Genomic DNA, 18,223 nt, shown 5'->3' with positions numbered 1-18,223 from the left:
GTTTTCCAATATGCTTATGAGACAACTTCCGTTTTATTCAAAAGAAAATTTTCGGAGGGTTTCTCTATTTCAGGCTGTTTTGTAACCTCAATATACTTGATGTGATGCTCTTCCATCTCGATAATTTTAAAATTGTACTTACCGAAGCTGACTACATCGCCCTGTTTTACTTCGTAATTCTCGGTAAGCATCCAGCCGCCAAGAGTATCAACGTCTTCATCATTGATATCAAGGGAAAAGAGGTCATTTGCCTCGCTTACAAGCAATTTGGCATCAATGATATAGTGGCTTTCCTTGATTTTACGGATCATTGGCACTTCATCCATGTCAAACTCATCACGAATTTCCCCGACAATTTCTTCAAGGATATCTTCTACGGTGACAAGTCCTGAAGTACCCCCGTATTCATCCATTAAAATCGCCATGTGTATGCGTTCCTTTTGCATTTTCACAAGCAAATCATGGATAGGGATGCTGTCGATCACGCGGATGATCGGACGAATATATGAATCTATCGCTTTTTTGGCGCGTCCCTGGTCATGGATGAGATCGGTCATGACTTCCTTGATGTTGACGAGGCCGACAATATGGTCCTTATCACCGTCAATGACAGGATAACGGGTGAATTTTTCTTCCTTTACAATCTGGAGGATTGTCTCCAGTGGATCTTCCAAAGACAGGGAAATGATTTCCGTACGCGGCACCATGATTTCCTTGGCAACACGATTGTCGAATTCGAAGATTTTATTTACATACTTAAACTCTGACTGGTTGATTTCACCACTTTTATAGCTTTCAGACAGGATAATGCGAAGTTCTTCCTCAGAATGTGCCAGATCATTTTCAGAGGCAGGCTTAAGTCCGACAAGTCCGACTGCAAGGCGGGCAGATCCGTTTAAAAGCCATATGAAAGGATACATGAGCTTGTAAAACAGGATCAATGGTCCTGCTGTATTCAGCGATACCCATTCTGCTTTTTGGATCGCCAATGTTTTTGGCGCCAATTCGCCGATGACGACGTGCAGGAAAGTAATGATTGCAAAGGCAATGCCTACTGCCAGGATTTGGCCCAATGATTCGGAGATATCCAGGCTGATGAATAAAGGCTTAAGCAAATCAGCAATTGCAGGTTCACCCAGCCAGCCAATGCCAAGGGCAGTAATCGTGATTCCAAGCTGGCATGCTGAAAGATATTCATCCAGATTTGAAATGACTTTTTTCGCCAGTACAGCCTTTTTGCTGCCTTCTTCTATTAATTGATCTATTCTGGAACTTCGCACTTTAACGATCGCAAATTCTGATACGACAAAAAATGCCGTTAAAGCAATTAAAATGGCTATCCAAACCAAGTTAAATATGTCCAAATAAGTTCCCTTAGCCTGCAATACTGCAGGTAAGGAGTCACCTCCCAGTAAACTGAAAATTAAGCGTTTCTCAAGCTAGAATTGTTTAAATGATTTTTTTCAAGATTCTGCAACGGCCCATTTCCGTGCGGCTGGATCAGCCAGGGCCTATCTCCTGTTATGCTGTTCCGCCCGCTCGGCAGCTGTTACATTCTTGATACGATAGTTTGCCCCATCATACCACCTCAGCTTTTCGATTTAAATTTAATTATACCATATTCAGATTAAGTCCGGGGAACATTAATGTGATTGATAATAATGTATGAAACTGAAGCATAATGTATGAAGTTTATGTTCAATTATATTGGAAAATTCAGATTTTAACAATTTAATGGATTTATAAAGTGTAGAAAAATTTCCCAATGTAATATTATTCCTTTTTATATTATGTTTTACAAATTTGATTTGAAACTTATTTAAATATTCAGTAAGATTAATGAAAGGAGGGTGGACATGAGTAATCTTTTATCCAGTCTGGAAAGCAAGCTGCATATGCATGGGAATAGGAATGACCAAATATGGGTGGAACCATCGGCCGATTTTATCTGCAAAAGAACGCCTGATGGTCTCATTAAGTATGTCACACCTGCCGTTCAATCGATGCTTGGCTATGCCCCGGATGAATTAGTCGGAAGACTGTACACCTTATTCGTCCATGCGGAAGATTATAAAAGGATTGCCAATATCGCCATGCCTGATGGGGAGGAGGTATGCAGCCTGACATACCGTTTAAAGCGTAAAGATGGAATATACATCTGGGTGACTTCCCAAATTTCCGTCACACGCCATCCCGAAACGTATGAACCTTTTGAGTTTATTTGCGTAACAAGTGATGTTTCCGCAAAAATCAAAGCGGAACATTTCATCCTAGAATATGAGAAATTGAATGTTGTAGGCCAGCTTGCAGCCGGAATCGCGCATGAAATTAAGAATCCTTTGACAAGTCTTAAGGGTTTCATCCAGCTTATGCAAGCCGGTCAGGAATTGAATCACGGCTACTTAGCAATCATGGAAGAAGAAATCAAACGCATTGAAGCTGTCTCAAAAGAGCTAATGCTGATGGCGAAACCGCACAAATCAGATTTCAAACCCTTCGATATGAATGATTTGGCTGATCATGCCATCACGCTCCTGATGGCAGAAGCAGCGAAGAAGTGTGTCGAAATTACCAGGAAATCAACACTTGAGGATGGAATGTTTCTTTGCGATGGGAACAAAATCAAGCAGGTGCTGATTAATTTGCTTATGAATGCGATTGATGCGATGGAGCTGCCTGGACAGATCACTGTCGGGATTTCAAAATCAAAGGAAATTTTGGACATTGTGGTCGCTGACACCGGAAAAGGAATTCCCGAGGAAGATCTTGATAAGATCGGAAAACCATTTTTTACGACGAAGGAAAACGGGAATGGTCTCGGCCTGATGATCTGCCATAAAATCATTGAAGAGCATAATGGAAAGATGCGTGTTGAATCGAGTTCAAAAGGGACAACCTTCACCATCAGTCTGCCTATCCAGTAAGTGTCCTGCCAGCAATAAACGGAGTCCATCACCAGTTCTGTGCCAGTTTTTTTTATAGCACCTGTCCCGAAGACACTGGGCAATCAGAGAAATTAACTACCGGTTTTTCCACTCCCTGGCCAAAAGTCCATATACAACCAGGTCATGAAAATTTCCATTCAAGTATTCTCCGTCACGAATGACTCCTTCCTGGGTAAAACCAAGCTTAACAGGGATTGCCCTGCTTCTATGATTGTCCTTCCCGCATCTTATTTCAATTCTGTTCAGTCGATGCCCATAAAAAGCGTGATCAATCATTGCCTTCACGGTCCTTACCGTGATTCCCCTGCCTTGCCAATTTTCCGCTATATAATAGCCGATGCTTGCCTGGGAGTTGTTCCAGTCAATAGCATGAAGGCTGATACTTCCTGCCAGTACCCCTCTGTAACGTATCCCAAAATGAAAACTGCTTCCTTCCCGAGAACTTTTCTCCCACATTTGAATCACAGTGGATATTTGACCGGGAGAATGGATTCCATCAACCCATGGCATCCATTTCCGCAGGTAGCTCCGGTTTGAATCCAGCAGCCAAAACAGTTCCCCGGCTACCCGTGTATCAAACAGATGCAGGCTTAATTCAGGATCGGCTTTTAAAGAAAACATGTAATACCTCCTCTAAGAACCAGCAATGGGAATTGTTGGCTCCTGGTTTATTGAGAAAGAAAGAGGGAATAAAACTTTACATTCTTTTTTTACTTTTTATTACTGGGAGGAAAAATATGAAGCTGACAACAAAGATATTGATAGGTCTTGGACTGGGTGCCATGACCGGGCTGATCCTTAACATCTTTTCACCTGAATTATTCACTGTTTTAGATAAATTCTTATTCACGCCGCTGGGCAAAATATTCATAAACTTAATCAGCATGCTTGTTGTCCCTATTGTCCTGTTTTCAATCATTCTTGGGACAGCGGGGCTGGGTGATCCGAAGAAGCTTGGCAGGATCGGCTTGAAAACAGTAGTTTTCTTTTTAGGGACTACCGCAATTGCGATTTCAATTGGTTTAGCTCTGTCTTTCCTTATCAAGCCAGGATTGATGGGGAATTTCGATACGAGCGGAGCTAAATTCAAGGCCGAAGAAGCACCGCCGGTAAGTGATACCTTCTTAAATCTTATTCCATCGAACCCGTTCGAAGCACTGACAACAGGCAATATGCTGCAAGTCATTGTTTTTGCGATATTCATTGGAATCGCCTTGACTGCCCTGGGTGAGAGGACAAAAGGGATCCTGAACCTTATTGAACAGGGCAATGAGATCATGATGTATTTAGTAGGACTGGTGATGAAGTTCGCTCCATACGGAACGTTTGGTTTGATAGCGACCGCAATCGGGAGCCAGGGAATCGACGCCATGAAGGCGATGGGTGTATACATGCTGGTTGTTGTTCTTGCTCTTGTTGTACATGCACTCATTACTTATGGCTCTGGTGTATATTTCCTTGGCAAGAAGAATCCATTCTGGTTCTTCAAGCAATTCTCCCCGGCGATGGGCGTTGCCTTCAGTACTTCAAGCAGTAACGCAACGCTTCCTGTATCAATGGAGACTGCACAGAAGAATCTTCGTGTGCCCGAATCTGTTTCAAGCTTTGTCCAGCCGCTGGGAGCGACGATCAATATGGACGGAACGGCAATCATGCAAGGTGTAGCAACCGTCTTTATTGCACAGGTTTATGGAGCTGACCTTACAATGGCAGAGCTTCTGACAGTCGTCTTGACGGCGGTTCTGGCCAGCATTGGTACGGCAGGTGTTCCAGGTGTAGGCTTGATCATGCTGGCTATGGTTCTCCAATCAGTAGGGTTGCCAGTCGAAGGCATCGGACTGATCCTTGGAATCGACCGCCTCCTTGATATGGCTCGTACAGCAGTGAATATCACAGGTGACGCAGCATGTGCACTCATTGTCTCTGAATCTGAAAAAACACATGCCGTAAAGGCCGATAAAAGACAAGTGACCAGTCCGGCGGACAGCCGATCAATTGAATATACTGAATGAATGAAAGACCCTGCCGCTGCCGGCAGGGTCTTTTGTGTGCTTAGTTTTCTGATTTTATCAATGGCAAAAGCATAATGAAAGAGGTTTTATCCGGCTCTGAAGAACAGGCGAGAATTCCTTTATGCTTCTCGATTATTTCACGGCAGACAAACAATCCCAGGCCAGTTCCGAGTGTTTTCGTCGTCACGAAAGGCTCGAAAATCGTTTTCAGCAGCTGGTCGGGAATGACCGGTCCATTATTGGAAATTTCGATTTTTATATGGGTATCATTTACGAAAAATCCCTTTATTTCAATTTTAGGGTCATCGCGGTACTGGCTAAGTACATCAATCGCATTAAAAATGATATTGATCAGTACTTGTCTGATTTCATCTGCATATCCATATAAGTCCATATCATCGACTACTTCCTTGACAATCCGTACATTGGTATCGAGGATGCTGGGATACAGGAAATTTAGGACCTCATCAATCATTCGGTTCAATGAGAAAAGAGATTTTTCCTTTCCAATGAGTTCTTTTTTAGAAAGAAGCAGAAATTGTGAAATCCGGAAATTGAGTTGGTCAAGCTCGCTGGATATGATATCAAGATACTTCATATCTTCATGCTCGGATCTCAATAACTGGATAAATCCCTGGATGGAAGTCAGGGGATTGCGAAATTCATGGATAAAACTTGATGTCATCTGGCCGAGCAATGTCAGCCGGTCCTTATGTGTCGAATCGATGAATTGGTTTTTTTCTTCGATGATCTTGTTTTTCTGTTCATTGTAATAGGATACAGCGTAATACAGGAAGGTGTCGAAACAGTAATTGATCCGGTTGATGGACTCCTGCATCTCATCCCACTCCATATTCAATTTGTGCAGATGCTTGTAGAGTACGGAGCGCCCTGAATTGACATTGTAGACAAAATCGCCAATATTGATGTCAGCCCGTACGCGTTCCTCTCCTACCATGAAAGCGAGTTTTTGGAGATGCTCTTCCAAATCTTCATTTGTCTTGGAGAAGACAGAGAGAATGATTCCATACATTTTCTCAGCATTCTTGGTTATTTTTTCTTTATATGGATCATCTTCCGAGACGATGATTTCAACAGTCCAGTCGGCAATGAGTTGTTCCCTTTCACTAGTCAGGAAGCTAAGCAAACGGTTATCCGTAATTGGCAGCATTTTATTAAGTCCCCCAGTTTTTCTTTTCGGTATTAAAGATTCGAGGTGAAGAGAGAAATCCCTTTGTCGAAAAATAAGAACATCCGCAGAAAAGCGTCGAATAGTCAAAAACGTGACAAAAGACCGATATTTCAGGTGAAATTTGTCTATTCTTCTTCGACATGGAAAGGGGGTCAGAATGTTTGACTTGTGATTACTGCGAAGAAGTAGTATATTCATAGTGTAGAAACTAAATAATAACCACAAGGGGAGCTGCCAAAGTGCAGCTGAGAGTGAGCGGCCGAGTTCTTACCCTTTGAACCTGTTAGTTAATGCTAGCGAAGGAATGTGGATGCGATAGGAAAGCAATCATGGGAATCCTATATCGATCCCCTGATTGCTTTTTTTGTTTCTGAAGCAGAAAAGGCGTGTTAGAAACGGACCTCATTCTGAAAAGAAGGAGGAACAAAACATGAAACAAAAACAAACTCTCTTTTTAGTGGAAATTGCCGTATTTTCCGCACTGGCTTATTTGCTGGATTTATTCTCGGGATTTTTATTTTCGAGAATCTGGCCGCAAGGAGGTTCGGTATCCATCGCGATGGTGCCGGTATTCCTGATGGCATTCCGCTGGGGAATCAAAGGTGGGGCAATCACCGGTTTGCTGCTGGGACTATTGCAATTCATCCTCGGCTTCTCGCAAATATTCCATCCTGTCCAGGGGATCATCGATTATTTGGTGGCCTTCACTGTATTAGGAGTTGCCGGTATTTTTGCAAAACAGATCCAAGAGAGCATCAAGAATGGAAATAAGAAGAAATGGATTGGCTTGATCATAGCGGGTACATTCATTGGAAGCCTGCTTCGCTTTATCGCTCATTTCTTTTCCGGATGGGTCTTTTTCGGAGTATGGGCTCCAGAAGGACAGCCGGCTTGGCTATATTCACTCATCTATAACGGAACCTATATGATTCCAAGCATGATTTTAAGTGCAATTATCATCGTTCTTGTCATCGGCTATGCTCCGTCGAGGATGGTCAAATCAACTCTTGCAAGCAATAAAATGTGATACCCAGGAGAGCTGGCAATGTTCAGCTCTCTTTTTAATACCTCAATTATACCATATATGGTATATAATGAGGTTGGATCTTTAATCGAGAAAAATTGTCAATTCTATGGAGTTTGCTGAATTTACCTCTGCGAAAACGGCTTTTTGTGATTTATGTCACAGTGAAAGAGATGATAAACTGTTTAAATAAAGATAATCATTCTCAATTAGTAAACCAATATCAATGATATTCTGGTAAAATGAATCTAAGAAACTAAAAAAAAAGGTGATGGCTATGCTGGGAAATTTAAAGACTGGTGAAAAAGGCCGGATCATGAATATTGCTGGAACTGACAAATTTGTCAGAAGAAGATTGCTTGATTTCGGGATTGCTGAAGGATCAGAAGTGTGCATAAAATGCATTCTTCCTTTTGGGGGCCCGGTCATGGTGGAATCATGCGGCCAATGCATCGGTATCCGCCGCAAGGAAGCCTTACGGATCGAAGTGGAGCGAGTATGATGAACATTGCGCTTATCGGCAATCCGAATACCGGTAAAACTTCATTATTCAATAACTTAACAGGTTCATATGAATATGTTGGCAACTGGAGCGGAGTAACGGTCGAAAAGAAAGTTGGCCTTTTCAAGAACGGAAAAGACCAGCTGATTGATTTACCTGGAGTGTATACCCTCAATCCATTGTCTAAGGATGAAGGGGTGGTAACGAATTTCTTCCTGGAGGAATCATTCGAGAAACTGTTGAATATCCTGGATGCGTCTCAATTAAGGCGGAACTTGCACCTGACATTGCAGCTGCTGGAATACGGCGCACCAATTACAGTCGGATTGAATATGCTGGACGTGGCAAAAAACAGGGGCATCCAAATTGATATTGATAGGTTGTCAGAATCATTGGGAGTACATGTTGCTCCTGTCGTGGCAAGATCAGGCAAGGGCTGTAACGAACTTGCTAAGCTTGTGACAGGAGAAGTCAAGGGTTCTGGCAAGCCTAACCTTGTGTATTATGGAAAAGCGATAGAAGAGGGCATCCTTCAGCTTGGGAAGAAGTTGAATGGAAGGACTCGGCATCCTGTTCGCTGGCTAGCCCTTCAGCTGTTTGAAGGAAATCCTTATGTTAAAAACTACCTGACTGGCTATTTGCCATTGGATGAAATTGAATCACTTGTCGCCTCTGTCGCTGATACAGAGCAGCAGCAGTCAGGCAACAAACAGGCACTTGAACAGGTGATCCACCGCAAAAGAAGTGAAGCGATCGATAAAATTGTATCTGCTGCCACAACTAAACCGGACAATGGAAAAATACCGTTGACTGAGAAGGTTGATATGGTGGTGACGAACAAGTTCCTTGGGATTCCAATCTTTCTTGTCATGATGTATCTCATGTTCATGCTTACCTTCGACTGGCTCGGCTTCCCGCTGTCAGATGTATTGGATACATTCCTGTCCGGACCTGTGACAGCTGGGATTACGGCAGCACTGACCTGGGCGGGGGCATCTTCATTCATAAAAGACCTCGTGCTTGATGGAATTGTTGCAGGGGTAGGCGGAGTCCTGGTCTTTGTACCGCAAATCTTCATTTTGTTCTTTTTCATTTCGCTGCTTGAGGACTCTGGATATATGGCGCGTGTAGCGCTGGTTATGGACAGGTTGATGGAATCTGTCGGCCTCAACGGCAAGGCATTCATTCCGATGATGATCGGGTTTGGCTGCAATGTGCCAGGCATCATGGCAGCAAGGACCATTGAGACACCAAAAGAGAGATTGATGACGATTCTGCTGACGCCGCTGATGTCATGCTCAGCAAGGCTTCCTGTCTATGCTTTGTTTGTCGGTGCATTTTTCACAGGGCATAAGGCTGCAGTCGTTCTGAGTTTGTATGTCCTCGGTGTGGTGGTCGCGCTTATTCTGGCCAAGGTTTTTTCAAAGACACTATTAAAAGGGGAAACCTCCGTCTTCGTCATTGAACTGCCTCCCTACAGAATGCCGCAAGCAAAAGCGCTTTGGAGAAGCACCTGGGATAAAGGGAAAGGATTCGTGAAAAAAGCGGGTACCTTCATCTTTGCAGGCTCTGTCCTCATCTGGCTGCTCGCCTATGCAGGTCCGGAAGGCGTGAATGTCAGCATGGATGAAAGCTATCTGGCGCTTCTGGGAGGATTCTTTGCGCCTCTATTCGCTCCTATAGGATTCGGAACCTGGCAGGCAAGTGCTTCACTGTTCACCGGTTTCCTGGCGAAAGAAGCGATTATTTCTACCATGAATATTATCTATTTCGTCCCAGATGAAGCGAGTCTCCAGGGATTGCTGGCTGTCCATTATACGCCGCTTGCTGCCTATAGCTTCATGGTGTTCATCCTGCTGTATATTCCATGCCTCGCGACGACAGCGACGATTTACAAAGAAACTGGCTCAAAACGCTGGACCGCTTTTTCAATCGGCTATGCCCTGGCCATCGCATATCTTTTGTCGCTGGCCATCTACCAGGGCGGACTGCTGATGGGATTTAGCTAAAGCTGGAAGGAGGAAGGATACATGATTGCCAATATTATAATCGGCGGGGCTATTTTCGGATATGCCGGCTGGGCCTTCTACCGATTCATCAAGAAATCCAAAGAAGGAAAATGTGCTGCCTGCTCCCTCCAAAGCTCCTGTTCAAGCAGCTGCAGCATTAGCCAGAAAAAACAAATCAAATAATAAACAGGGGGTTCAGAATCGATACATTCTGGACCCTATTTTTTTCATCCGGAAATAAATCATGAGGCTTTTCTATCATTTCAGAATTAAAAAGTAAAAAGTATTTTGAATTTCGAACAAACAAGTGTAAAATTACACTAATAGAACTAAAAAGGGATGAAGCGGATGACCAGAGATGAAATCATAAACAGGGTTTCGGAAAAAGTGAGGGTTCTGAGGGCGGAAGTTGGCTATACACAGGATAAGATGGCTGACATCATCGGAATCTCGAAAAAAACACTTGTCCAAATTGAAAAAGGCAGGGCACAAGCCGGTTGGTCAACAGTCGTGACAATCTGTGCTTTGTTCAGGGAAACGGAGACCATCCGATTTTTGTTCGGCAATGAACCACTTGAGGTCCTTGAAACGATTGCACATGAAGGTACGGATTACCGAAAGGAAAAGACTTTGGGAGGAAAAGTCTGGTGGCGGGAAGTCGCCAGGGATGGCGGCTTTGTCATGCAGCAAAATATCCTGAGCCAGCATTACAGGATTCTCGATGAGGATGATTTTAGGATTTTCAGCAGCTTCGAAGAAACTGAAACGAGGGAGCGCTTAGAGGAACTTGCAGTTGAAGCGATGAACGAATAATGGAAAACAGCCGGGCACATGTACCCGGCTGTTTTTCGTTATTTCGCGATAAGCACATGGCAATGAGCGTTATTGGCAACTTTTTGGCTGACGCCTCCGAGGAGCTTCCGCTTGATGCCTTCATTCCCTGACTGTCCGATGATGATCAGATCTGCATCGACATCCTTTGCGAATTCCAATATGCCCTCCGCCGGGCTTCCCTCAAGGATTGAAAAGTCAGTGTCAGTATTGAGGACCTCCAGCTCAGCCTTTGCGTTATTGAAGGCTGTTTCCGCGCTATGGGTTATGATTGCGTGCTCAGATTTCCCGAAAGCACCTTGTTCTGTTGCCAAAGGCGGCACCTGGACCCCGTCTGCGGGAAAGCTGTTAATCGGAAGCGGTTCGATAGGGCGGTCAGTCGAGTCGACCAGCTCATTTCTTACTTTTTCTTCATATACATGTCCGACATACAGTTTGACACCTTCCAGGTTTCTAATAAAATCCTTAGTCAGTTGGAGGGCCTTTCGTGCCCCATCAGAATCATCGTAAGCGAGAACCACGTTTTTTATTCCAGCCATATTCATCTACCTCCAGGATTTGAATTTATCAATTACAGTTCATTACCCTTTTTTAAAAATAATTAACGCTATAAAATCATCCAGCATACCCTCATATTTCATCAAAGACAGGCGAATTTTGTTATAAATCTTTCAATCAAAAGATAAGGAGTGGCCTGTATGGGAATGGACTCTCAAAAGGGAATGCATCCGACGATTCGGAAATGCCTGCAGCACCTTGATGTCATACAAGCAGATGATAAAACAAAGCAAATCGTTTATATGTATATGGAAAACCTTGTCCGCGAAAAGGACAAGGCTGCTGCCTATCAGGAGCAGACAATCGAAGATGAAATCCAGAATCAATGAAAAGGCCAATCGATCATTTGTCGATTGGTCTTTTGTTTGTTTTTATCCATATGGATAGTCAGTTACGAAGCCCTGCTGTCAGGATAGTGAAGTCGAAGGTATATCTAAACATTGGCGAATCAAGTCTTTTTTCCTTGTAATTAGCCAATTTGTGTTAATCCTTTTGAAAAATGGGTAAAAGAAAGTGTCATATTTCTAAACTATTTTTTAAAAGGTTGGGGTGCTCAGTGAGCAAAAATTCAATGGTAACAAATTTATTAAGAGGCTGGAAAAGGTTACATATGACCCAGGTACTTGTGTTGTCTGTTTCAACAGCAGTACTTGCATTCCTGAGTTTTTTCCATGTGTATTCAGAGGGTGCTGACATCAGCGCATTGAATGACGACATGGCCCAGTCCACTGTCATATACGATGCCAATGGGGAGGTCGCCAGCAAGATTTCGGCCTTGAAGAATGAAGGGATCAAGATTGAAGACGTTCCGGACCATGTCAAAAATGCGGTCGTCGCGATCGAGGATCACCGGTTTTATGAACATGACGGCGTGGACCTTGTTGGGATTTCACGGGCTTTTGTACAGAATGTCAAGGCAGGCAGCGTAGTCGAAGGCGGAAGCACGATCACACAGCAGCTGACAAAGAATGCATTGCTAACGAGTGAAAAGACATACAAACGAAAGCTCGAAGAATTTTTCATGGCAAGGGAAATCGAGAAGCAATATTCGAAAGATGAAATCATGCAAATGTATCTGAATCGCATTTATTTTGGAAATGGTTCATGGGGCGTCAAAGAGGCGGCAATGGGTTACTTTGGCAAGGAAGTGAAGGACCTTTCCATAAGCGAAGCTGCCATGCTCGCAGGCCTGATCAAGGCACCATCTGCACTTGATCCGCACAAGAACTATGATAAAGCGATTGAGAGAAGAAATCTCGTCCTGAAAATGATGAATACCCAGGGTTTTATCAAGGACGAGGAATACAAAAAAGCAGTTGGAGAAAAAATTGCCCTCAATGAAAAAGGTGGGGATCCGTTACGCGGCCGCTATCCATTCTATGTAGACAGTGTCATTGATGAAGCAATCAAAAAATATGGCCTGACCCAGGAAGATGTGTTGACGGGCGGGCTGCAAATCTATACCGAACTGGATGTAACGATGCAGACAGCAGTGGAAGCGACTTACGCGAAGGATGAATTGTTCCCTGAAGGTACGGAAAAACAAATCGTCCAAAGCGGGGCTGTATTGGTCGACCCTAAATCCGGCGGCATCCGTGCCCTGGTAGGCGGCCGTGGTGAGCATGTATTCCGCGGTTATAATCGTGCCACACAACTAAAGGCACAGCCTGGCTCGACAATGAAGCCTCTTGCTGTATATGCGCCTGCGGTTGAAGAAGGCTGGGGCGTGACGGACATGCTCAAGGACGAGGAGATGGAATTTAAAGATTACAAGCCTCATAACTATAATGATAAATACAAAGGCGAAGTACCGATGTATGAAGCATTACGAGATTCATTGAATGTACCTTCCGTTTGGCTCCTAGATGAAATAGGCATTGCCAAAGGAATGGAATCAGTGAAGAATTTTGGCATCAATCTTGATCCACAGAACGACCGCAATCTTGGTCTCGCACTCGGTGGCTTATCAACTGGAGTATCTCCGGTGACAATGGCAGAGGCATACTCAGCGTTTGCCAATAATGGAGAGCGGCATGAAGCGCATGCGATAACAAAGATCGTCGATAAGGAAGGCAATACAATCGCAGAGTACAAGGGAAAGAAAAGCAAGGCAATCTCAAAAGAAACCGCTGAAAAAATGACGACGATGCTTCTTGGTGTCGTCCAGGATGGAACGGGAAAAGGTGCACAAATCCCTGGCAGAGAATTAGCTGGAAAAACGGGTTCTACCCAAGTTCCGATCAAAGGAGTCAATGGGACGAAAGACCAGTGGTTTGTCGGATATACTCCACAGCTTGTCGGCGCTGTGTGGGTTGGTTATGACAAGACAGATCAAGAACATTATTTAACAACCACAAGCAGTGAAGGGGCCGCACTGGTTTTCAAGGACTTTATGTCAGAGGCCCTGAAAAATACAAAAGCAGAATCGTTCAATGTTCCTCCACTTTCAAAATATATAGAAGAACACAAGAAGGAACAGCGTGCAAAGTCTGTAAAAGAATTGGAATCAAGGGTCAAGAAGGAATCAGAAAAGCTCAAGAAGCAATGGGAAGAAGCAAAAAAGAAGCTGAACAAGAAGAAAGATGAACCAAAAGCCGATGCAAAACAGAAAGAAGAAGAAAAAGTAGAAAAAAAGGAAAAAGAGAAGGAAAAAAAGGAAAAAGACAAAACAACTGATTCTGCCGCTGCAGCTACCACTACTGACAGCAAGGATACAAAAGATTCAGGAGATACAAAGGATAATGGAGACGAAGGTGGCACAGGCGATACAGGAGATAACGGTGGTGCAGGTGACACAGGAGGTGACGGAGACGGAGACGCTGGTGACACAGGCGATACCGGTGGTGACGGAGATGCCGGTGATGCTGGTGATACAGGCGATACCGGTGGTGACGGAGATGCTGGTGATACAGGTGACAGCGGAGGAACTGGCGACAGTGGATCAGGTGATAAAGATAGCAAAAACTAAAATAAAACAGCGCAGGAATCCTGCGCTGTTTTATTTTTGTACCTTTTTCGGATCCACACCACAACCATCGCACAGAGTACTGTGAGGCAGAGGAGAATGAAGACCATCGAAAGGTTGGAAACTTCAATACAGCAATAGTCATCCTATCATCATGCGGAGTACATCAATTCCCAAGCCAACAATCTTATATGATTGCAGAACCCAAAAAATTAAATTCCCTTTCTGGCCAGGCTGATAACGGCATAAAAAAGAGACTGCACACGATTGGCAGTCCCTTTTAGGGAATCACTTATAATAATCTTAATAGGAAACCGATCACGACGATTGCGCCGACGATCATTAATATTGTTCTTACCACTAAACTTCACCTCGACTATAGTATGTTCTGTTGCTGTGATTATATTTGAAAAGATTCTGTAGTTTCGATCAGGCGCTTGCGTTTTACCCTAAGTACAGAAGCTTCGTTTGTTAGTAGTTTTGTGAGCTGGTTTAATTGAGGCTCAACATCTGTACCTTCCATTATGATTTTCAAAGTTGTATCTGGTTCTACAGTCAACAGGAATGATACAAGTTTGGACAATGATGTAGCCTCAACAGCCTTCTGACGGCTGTATAAGTAAGTGATACAATCCAGTTTATTCGCAGCCTGATAAATCTCAAGCATCTTCTTCATTGTAAATCTCTTTTGGACCATAACATTAGATGACATAATTTCTTTCATTTATAGTTAACTCCTTTAATTAATCTATTTAAGTAGGTTAGTTGAATATTACCCTGTATTTACAGCTTGAAAACCTTTAATGATTAAAATGGGCGATGTTTGCAGAATTGGGGCGTGTTCATGAAACTGCAGCAATGTCGCTAAATATAAGTATTGGTTACCCGAAACACCAGAAACAGGAAAAAGAGNTAACCAATGAGCCNTATTGGNGNCCTGAAACNCCANAAACANGAAAAAGAGGTANCCAATAAGCCGTATTGGAGCCCGAAAACACCAGAAACAGGAAAAAGAGGTAACCAATAATCCCGAATCAATGCGACTAGCGACAACTTTCCCTAAAAAAACACCAACCTCCTTCAGCATAAGACCTTGGTGCAAATTAAATCCGTCTCAAGAAGGAGAATGAAACGGTCAGGAGAAAGATTCTTGCCGCAATGAAGTTGCGATACTATGAAGATACTAAATGAGTTATGAGGAGAAAAACTTATGAAAAAATTTGCGGATATTTTCAGGAACGGCAGCTTCACCAAGTTGTTTTTGGCAAACTTCACGTCCCAAATGGGCAGTACGATCGGTTTGACGGCTTTCATGTTTTACTTGCTTGACCGGTTCAGTTCCCAGCCTGTGTATGCGACGGTTACTGAATTGATGTATTCTTTACCGATGCTGGCAGTGTTTTTTATGATCGGGGTTTTTGCTGACAGGATGGACCGGCAAAAGATAGCTGTTTATTGTGATTATATCAGCGCCGGTCTATCGCTTGCTTTGATTGCGGCCATTTTTGTTGGCTGGATGCCATTGGTCTTTGCGGTACTTTTTTTTAGGAGCGCCATTCAAAAGTTCTTTTTCCCGGCTGAGCATGGTATGGTTCAGGGAATCCTGAAAAAAGAGGATTATACGACTGCCGCAGGGTTGAACCAGCTTGTCATGAGTCTGTTCATGCTGTTCGGCAATGGTCTTGGAGTCCTGGCTTACTGGTCAATTGGGATCTACGGCGCTATCTTGATTGATACAATATCGTTCATCATCAGTGCATTGCTGATCCAGAAAGCTGAGGTATCGATGGAGGCTAGGCTTCCAAATGGTCCACATAAACTGAAGGACCTGAACATCAAGATGGTTCTCAAGGATTTTAAACTTGGATTCTCCTATGTGCTGAGCAGCAAATTGCTGTTCACGCTGATCATTGGCTTCTTCATTTTTGGAATCGTCAATGGGGGATTCTCAGTCATGCCGATCTTCATCCTGAAGTATAAGCTGGCCCCAGAATCTTATGAGCAATACTCGATTGTCATTGGACTCGTGTTTGGCATCGGTGTGTTGATTGGCAGCTTCGTCGCTTCATTGCTTTCACAAAAGGTTAAACTCTATCATCTCATTTCGGCGGGGCTTCTTATTAGCGGCAGCTCCACAGCTCTTGCTTCCCTTCCGAATAACATCTATCTTTTCCTCGGCATCCTCTTTATCTCGGCATTGGCATTGCCGCTAATAAATGTGGGGATTGGCGGATGGCTGCCAAGCATCATCGATCCGAAAATGATGGGCAGGGTACAAGGGCTGATCAGCCCGTTGACCATGCTGTCCCAGTCGCTGACGCTTGCTTTCATTGCCTATAGCTTCCCGGTTTTGCTGACAATCGAAATGCTTTATTGGATAGTTGGCGGCTGCCTGGTATTAGTTGGCATATTTTATATGATTGCTTTGCCAAAACTCGCAGATGGAACGAACGCGGGAGTCGAACAGACCGCAGCAGAATCGGGAGTTTAGTGGAAAGTCCTTTGCGGGCTTTTTTTTTTGCCAAAAAAAACTTTTTTGAACGAATCTTTACTTCAGCCGTCTTATAAATAAATTATAATAGATAGAGAAAATTTTTTGGGGTGGCGGGGAAAGCGAGGCATGCTTTTATGGATGAAATGGAGTTAATCATTGAAGCGAAAAAAGGTGACCACCGTTCGTTTGCTGTGCTGTTCAGGAATCATTATCCCCTGCTGGTAAAATATCTGATGAAAATCACGATGAATCCTGATCTTGCGGAAGAGTTAGCACAGGCGACAATGGCGAAATGTGTGGAAAAGCTTCACTTATTCAATGGAAAATCAAAGTTCTCATCATGGCTCATCAGCATTGCAACAAATATGTATATCGACCAGCATCGGAAGAAAAAGCGCGAAAGAGAGTGGAATGATGGGGAAGCGGCATCTCGCAAGCTTCAATGGCATATGGAATCCAGGAATGAGGAATGGACAGACGCCTTGGCGGCATTATCCAAACTCACGGATGAAATGAGGATTCCTCTTATTCTTAAGCATTATTATGGGTATTCATATGATGAAATAGGTGAAATCTTAAAAATCGCCGCTGGTACTGCAAAGTCTAGAGTCCACCACGGGCTTTTAGCCGTTAGAAGGGAGCTGAAAGTAGATGAAAAATCAAAAGGGAATCTCGTCAAACGATGAGCAAATGGATCAGGAATTTTTTGAAACCATCAGCGCAATTCATAATGGGCTGGACAAATTGGATTCCGTGGACCCTTATACTCCTGATGAAAAGTGGTTTGAGCAAATGGTGCTGAATCAGCAGGAAGTTCAAAGAAGGAAGTTCCTCCGGGAGCTGACGTGGTTCATATTATGTGCCGGGCTGATTCTTGCGATGGTCATCTTCACCATGCTGGAAGTGCCGGTATTGTTCTATTTGCTCCAGACAATTACAGTGGCTGTCGCTGCTTTTTCTGGCTATAAAGGAATGCAGAAGCAGGTGGGCAGCTGATGAACGAGGAACTGTCCCCACTCATGATTGCTGTCGTTGTATCAATCTTATTGATCCAGAGCATTTTTCTGTTTACCAATGCCCGTAAGCATGGCCATAATTATTGGCTATGGGGGATTTTGGGACTGATCCAGGCACCAATGCCGCTGCTTTTTTACATGTTGTTTGTACGAAAGATTTCGCGCAGGAAATCTGGAAACCATTAAAAATGATGAAAAATACCGAAAAGTTAGAATTGACATGATTGCCATTAAGGTGATAACCTTACAAAGGAATGGAAAATATAACTAAAAGGAGGGTTACTGACATGAACATTGTAAAAATCGCAAGCTACAAACAATTGAATATCTGTAACCCATCCTTTTACGATAATTGACTTGTTAATCACTTTTCTATGAAGCAGAAGGCATGGGTTGCGCATTAGCGTGACGTGTGCCTTTTTCTGTCTTTATCCTGTGAGAGAGGACATATCGCATGCCGCGATATGTCTTTTTTTTTGCTGACAAGGCTTCCATTCAAAAAACACTATGAGGAGGAAACAAAATGGCAAACGCAAATGTTAAGAAATTAGTAAAAGAGGAACATCTGGAAAGCGGCTAGCCTGTTTTTTTTGAGTAATTTAGCGGTTGAATTTTATTCCGAGAAATGTCCAGCTCCAGCGTCTAGCCCCTCGTGTCGCTTGTCTGGTTACGCCT

The 18,223-nt window shown here is 43.5% G+C and carries 18 protein-coding genes and 1 riboswitch; of the genes, 13 read left to right on the top strand and 5 right to left on the bottom strand.

The features are described 5' to 3' along the window. Nucleotides 1–14: 14 nt before the first annotated feature. Entirely contained in the window at nt 15–1,364 is a 1,350-nt protein-coding gene (locus ACNAZ4_RS04070) for a hemolysin family protein (RefSeq protein WP_415812887.1), read from the bottom strand. Nucleotides 1,365–1,856: 492 nt separating this feature from the next. On the opposite strand from ACNAZ4_RS04070, the gene ACNAZ4_RS04065 reads away from it, so the two are divergent. Beyond that, nucleotides 1,857–2,924 (top strand): ATP-binding protein, encoded by a 1,068-nt coding sequence (locus ACNAZ4_RS04065; protein ID WP_415812886.1) that lies wholly within the window; start codon nt 1,857–1,859, stop codon nt 2,922–2,924. A 96-nt stretch (nt 2,925–3,020) separates the two neighbouring features. Here the strand turns inward: ACNAZ4_RS04065 and ACNAZ4_RS04060 are convergent, their stop codons facing one another. Continuing rightward, nucleotides 3,021–3,566, bottom strand: a complete 546-nt coding sequence (locus ACNAZ4_RS04060) for a GNAT family N-acetyltransferase (protein WP_415812885.1) — start codon at nt 3,564–3,566, stop codon at nt 3,021–3,023. Nucleotides 3,567–3,682: 116 nt separating this feature from the next. Between ACNAZ4_RS04060 and ACNAZ4_RS04055 the strand changes: the two genes are divergently transcribed. Then, the gene (locus ACNAZ4_RS04055; RefSeq protein WP_415812884.1) at nt 3,683–4,957 is read left to right on the top strand and encodes a dicarboxylate/amino acid:cation symporter; all 1,275 of its coding nucleotides are present in this window, start codon (nt 3,683–3,685) and stop codon (nt 4,955–4,957) included. Nucleotides 4,958–4,997: 40 nt separating this feature from the next. Here ACNAZ4_RS04055 and ACNAZ4_RS04050 read toward each other — a convergent pair whose 3' ends face one another. After that, complete coding sequence (locus tag ACNAZ4_RS04050) at nt 4,998–6,128, bottom strand: histidine kinase N-terminal domain-containing protein (RefSeq protein ID WP_415812883.1); 1,131 nt, start codon at nt 6,126–6,128, stop codon at nt 4,998–5,000. 235 nt (nt 6,129–6,363) lie between these two features. Beyond that, nucleotides 6,364–6,471, top strand: a riboswitch (TPP riboswitch). A gap of 108 nt (nt 6,472–6,579) precedes the next feature. Here ACNAZ4_RS04050 and thiT point away from each other — a divergent pair. From thiT to ACNAZ4_RS04025, 5 genes are all read left to right on the top strand, one after another. Next, entirely contained in the window at nt 6,580–7,176 is a 597-nt protein-coding gene (gene thiT, locus ACNAZ4_RS04045) for an energy-coupled thiamine transporter ThiT (RefSeq protein WP_415812882.1), read from the top strand. A 274-nt stretch (nt 7,177–7,450) separates the two neighbouring features. Further along, nucleotides 7,451–7,675 (top strand): FeoA family protein, encoded by a 225-nt coding sequence (locus ACNAZ4_RS04040; RefSeq protein ID WP_052807019.1) that lies wholly within the window; start codon nt 7,451–7,453, stop codon nt 7,673–7,675. Next, entirely contained in the window at nt 7,675–9,684 is a 2,010-nt protein-coding gene (gene feoB / locus ACNAZ4_RS04035; protein ID WP_415813011.1) for a ferrous iron transport protein B, read from the top strand. The genes ACNAZ4_RS04040 and feoB overlap by 1 nt, the downstream gene beginning before the upstream one ends. 21 nt (nt 9,685–9,705) lie before the next feature. Further along, nucleotides 9,706–9,867, top strand: a complete 162-nt coding sequence (locus ACNAZ4_RS04030; protein WP_415812881.1) for a FeoB-associated Cys-rich membrane protein — start codon at nt 9,706–9,708, stop codon at nt 9,865–9,867. Nucleotides 9,868–10,032: 165 nt separating this feature from the next. Beyond that, nucleotides 10,033–10,497 carry a helix-turn-helix transcriptional regulator gene (locus ACNAZ4_RS04025; RefSeq protein WP_415812880.1) on the top strand — a complete coding sequence of 155 codons (465 nt, stop codon included), beginning with the start codon at nt 10,033–10,035 and terminating at the stop codon, nt 10,495–10,497. A 38-nt stretch (nt 10,498–10,535) separates the two neighbouring features. Here ACNAZ4_RS04025 and ACNAZ4_RS04020 read toward each other — a convergent pair whose 3' ends face one another. Beyond that, a complete protein-coding gene (locus tag ACNAZ4_RS04020; protein ID WP_415812879.1) occupies nt 10,536–11,054 on the bottom strand; it encodes a universal stress protein in 519 nt (172 codons plus the stop codon). A 159-nt stretch (nt 11,055–11,213) separates the two neighbouring features. On the opposite strand from ACNAZ4_RS04020, the gene ACNAZ4_RS04015 reads away from it, so the two are divergent. Both ACNAZ4_RS04015 and ACNAZ4_RS04010 read left to right on the top strand, forming a co-directional pair. After that, nucleotides 11,214–11,402 carry a hypothetical protein gene (locus tag ACNAZ4_RS04015; RefSeq protein ID WP_415812878.1) on the top strand — a complete coding sequence of 63 codons (189 nt, stop codon included), beginning with the start codon at nt 11,214–11,216 and terminating at the stop codon, nt 11,400–11,402. Nucleotides 11,403–11,644: 242 nt separating this feature from the next. Further along, nucleotides 11,645–14,041 (top strand): transglycosylase domain-containing protein, encoded by a 2,397-nt coding sequence (locus tag ACNAZ4_RS04010; protein ID WP_415813010.1) that lies wholly within the window; start codon nt 11,645–11,647, stop codon nt 14,039–14,041. A gap of 397 nt (nt 14,042–14,438) precedes the next feature. Here ACNAZ4_RS04010 and ACNAZ4_RS04005 read toward each other — a convergent pair whose 3' ends face one another. Further along, nucleotides 14,439–14,714 (bottom strand): HPr family phosphocarrier protein, encoded by a 276-nt coding sequence (locus tag ACNAZ4_RS04005; RefSeq protein WP_415812877.1) that lies wholly within the window; start codon nt 14,712–14,714, stop codon nt 14,439–14,441. A gap of 534 nt (nt 14,715–15,248) precedes the next feature. Here ACNAZ4_RS04005 and ACNAZ4_RS04000 point away from each other — a divergent pair. The 4 genes from ACNAZ4_RS04000 (at nt 15,249) to ACNAZ4_RS03985 (ending at nt 17,734) form a co-directional block, all read left to right on the top strand. Beyond that, entirely contained in the window at nt 15,249–16,529 is a 1,281-nt protein-coding gene (locus tag ACNAZ4_RS04000; protein WP_415812876.1) for an MFS transporter, read from the top strand. A gap of 137 nt (nt 16,530–16,666) precedes the next feature. Next, nucleotides 16,667–17,218: an RNA polymerase sigma factor SigY gene (sigY, locus tag ACNAZ4_RS03995; RefSeq protein WP_415812875.1), complete on the top strand. Its 552-nt coding sequence runs from the start codon at nt 16,667–16,669 to the stop codon at nt 17,216–17,218. Continuing rightward, a complete protein-coding gene (locus ACNAZ4_RS03990) occupies nt 17,184–17,528 on the top strand; it encodes a YxlC family protein (protein ID WP_415812874.1) in 345 nt (114 codons plus the stop codon). Before sigY ends, ACNAZ4_RS03990 begins: the two co-directional genes overlap by 35 nt. Next, a complete protein-coding gene (locus ACNAZ4_RS03985) occupies nt 17,528–17,734 on the top strand; it encodes a sigma-Y antisigma factor component (protein WP_415812873.1) in 207 nt (68 codons plus the stop codon). The genes ACNAZ4_RS03990 and ACNAZ4_RS03985 overlap by 1 nt, the downstream gene beginning before the upstream one ends. Nucleotides 17,735–18,223: the final 489 nt, after the last annotated feature.

Origin of the sequence: Mesobacillus thioparans, assembly GCF_965138835.1 — a bacterium.
GTDB classification, from domain to species: domain Bacteria; phylum Bacillota; class Bacilli; order Bacillales; family Cytobacillaceae; genus Mesobacillus; species Mesobacillus thioparans.
This window is presented reverse-complemented; position numbering and strand designations above follow the sequence as displayed.

Excerpts from the sequence above, each read along its gene's own strand:
- thiT (WP_415812882.1), top strand. The coding sequence starts at position 6,580 with ATGAAACAAAAACAAACTCTCTTTTTAGTGGAAATTGCCGTATTTTCC.
- ACNAZ4_RS04065 (WP_415812886.1), top strand. The coding sequence starts at position 1,857 with ATGAGTAATCTTTTATCCAGTCTGGAAAGCAAGCTGCATATGCATGGG.
- ACNAZ4_RS04030 (WP_415812881.1), top strand. The coding sequence starts at position 9,706 with ATGATTGCCAATATTATAATCGGCGGGGCTATTTTCGGATATGCCGGC.
- ACNAZ4_RS04005 (WP_415812877.1), bottom strand. The coding sequence starts at position 14,714 with ATGAAGAAGATGCTTGAGATTTATCAGGCTGCGAATAAACTGGATTGT.
- ACNAZ4_RS04040 (WP_052807019.1), top strand. The coding sequence starts at position 7,451 with ATGCTGGGAAATTTAAAGACTGGTGAAAAAGGCCGGATCATGAATATT.
- ACNAZ4_RS03985 (WP_415812873.1), top strand. The coding sequence starts at position 17,528 with ATGAACGAGGAACTGTCCCCACTCATGATTGCTGTCGTTGTATCAATC.
- ACNAZ4_RS04000 (WP_415812876.1), top strand. The coding sequence starts at position 15,249 with ATGAAAAAATTTGCGGATATTTTCAGGAACGGCAGCTTCACCAAGTTG.
- ACNAZ4_RS04050 (WP_415812883.1), bottom strand. The coding sequence starts at position 6,128 with ATGCTGCCAATTACGGATAACCGTTTGCTTAGCTTCCTGACTAGTGAA.
- ACNAZ4_RS04015 (WP_415812878.1), top strand. The coding sequence starts at position 11,214 with ATGGGAATGGACTCTCAAAAGGGAATGCATCCGACGATTCGGAAATGC.
- ACNAZ4_RS04010 (WP_415813010.1), top strand. The coding sequence starts at position 11,645 with ATGGTAACAAATTTATTAAGAGGCTGGAAAAGGTTACATATGACCCAG.
- feoB (WP_415813011.1), top strand. The coding sequence starts at position 7,675 with ATGAACATTGCGCTTATCGGCAATCCGAATACCGGTAAAACTTCATTA.
- sigY (WP_415812875.1), top strand. The coding sequence starts at position 16,667 with ATGGATGAAATGGAGTTAATCATTGAAGCGAAAAAAGGTGACCACCGT.
- ACNAZ4_RS04020 (WP_415812879.1), bottom strand. The coding sequence starts at position 11,054 with ATGGCTGGAATAAAAAACGTGGTTCTCGCTTACGATGATTCTGATGGG.
- ACNAZ4_RS04025 (WP_415812880.1), top strand. The coding sequence starts at position 10,033 with ATGACCAGAGATGAAATCATAAACAGGGTTTCGGAAAAAGTGAGGGTT.
- ACNAZ4_RS04060 (WP_415812885.1), bottom strand. The coding sequence starts at position 3,566 with ATGTTTTCTTTAAAAGCCGATCCTGAATTAAGCCTGCATCTGTTTGAT.
- ACNAZ4_RS04055 (WP_415812884.1), top strand. The coding sequence starts at position 3,683 with ATGAAGCTGACAACAAAGATATTGATAGGTCTTGGACTGGGTGCCATG.
- ACNAZ4_RS03990 (WP_415812874.1), top strand. The coding sequence starts at position 17,184 with ATGAAAAATCAAAAGGGAATCTCGTCAAACGATGAGCAAATGGATCAG.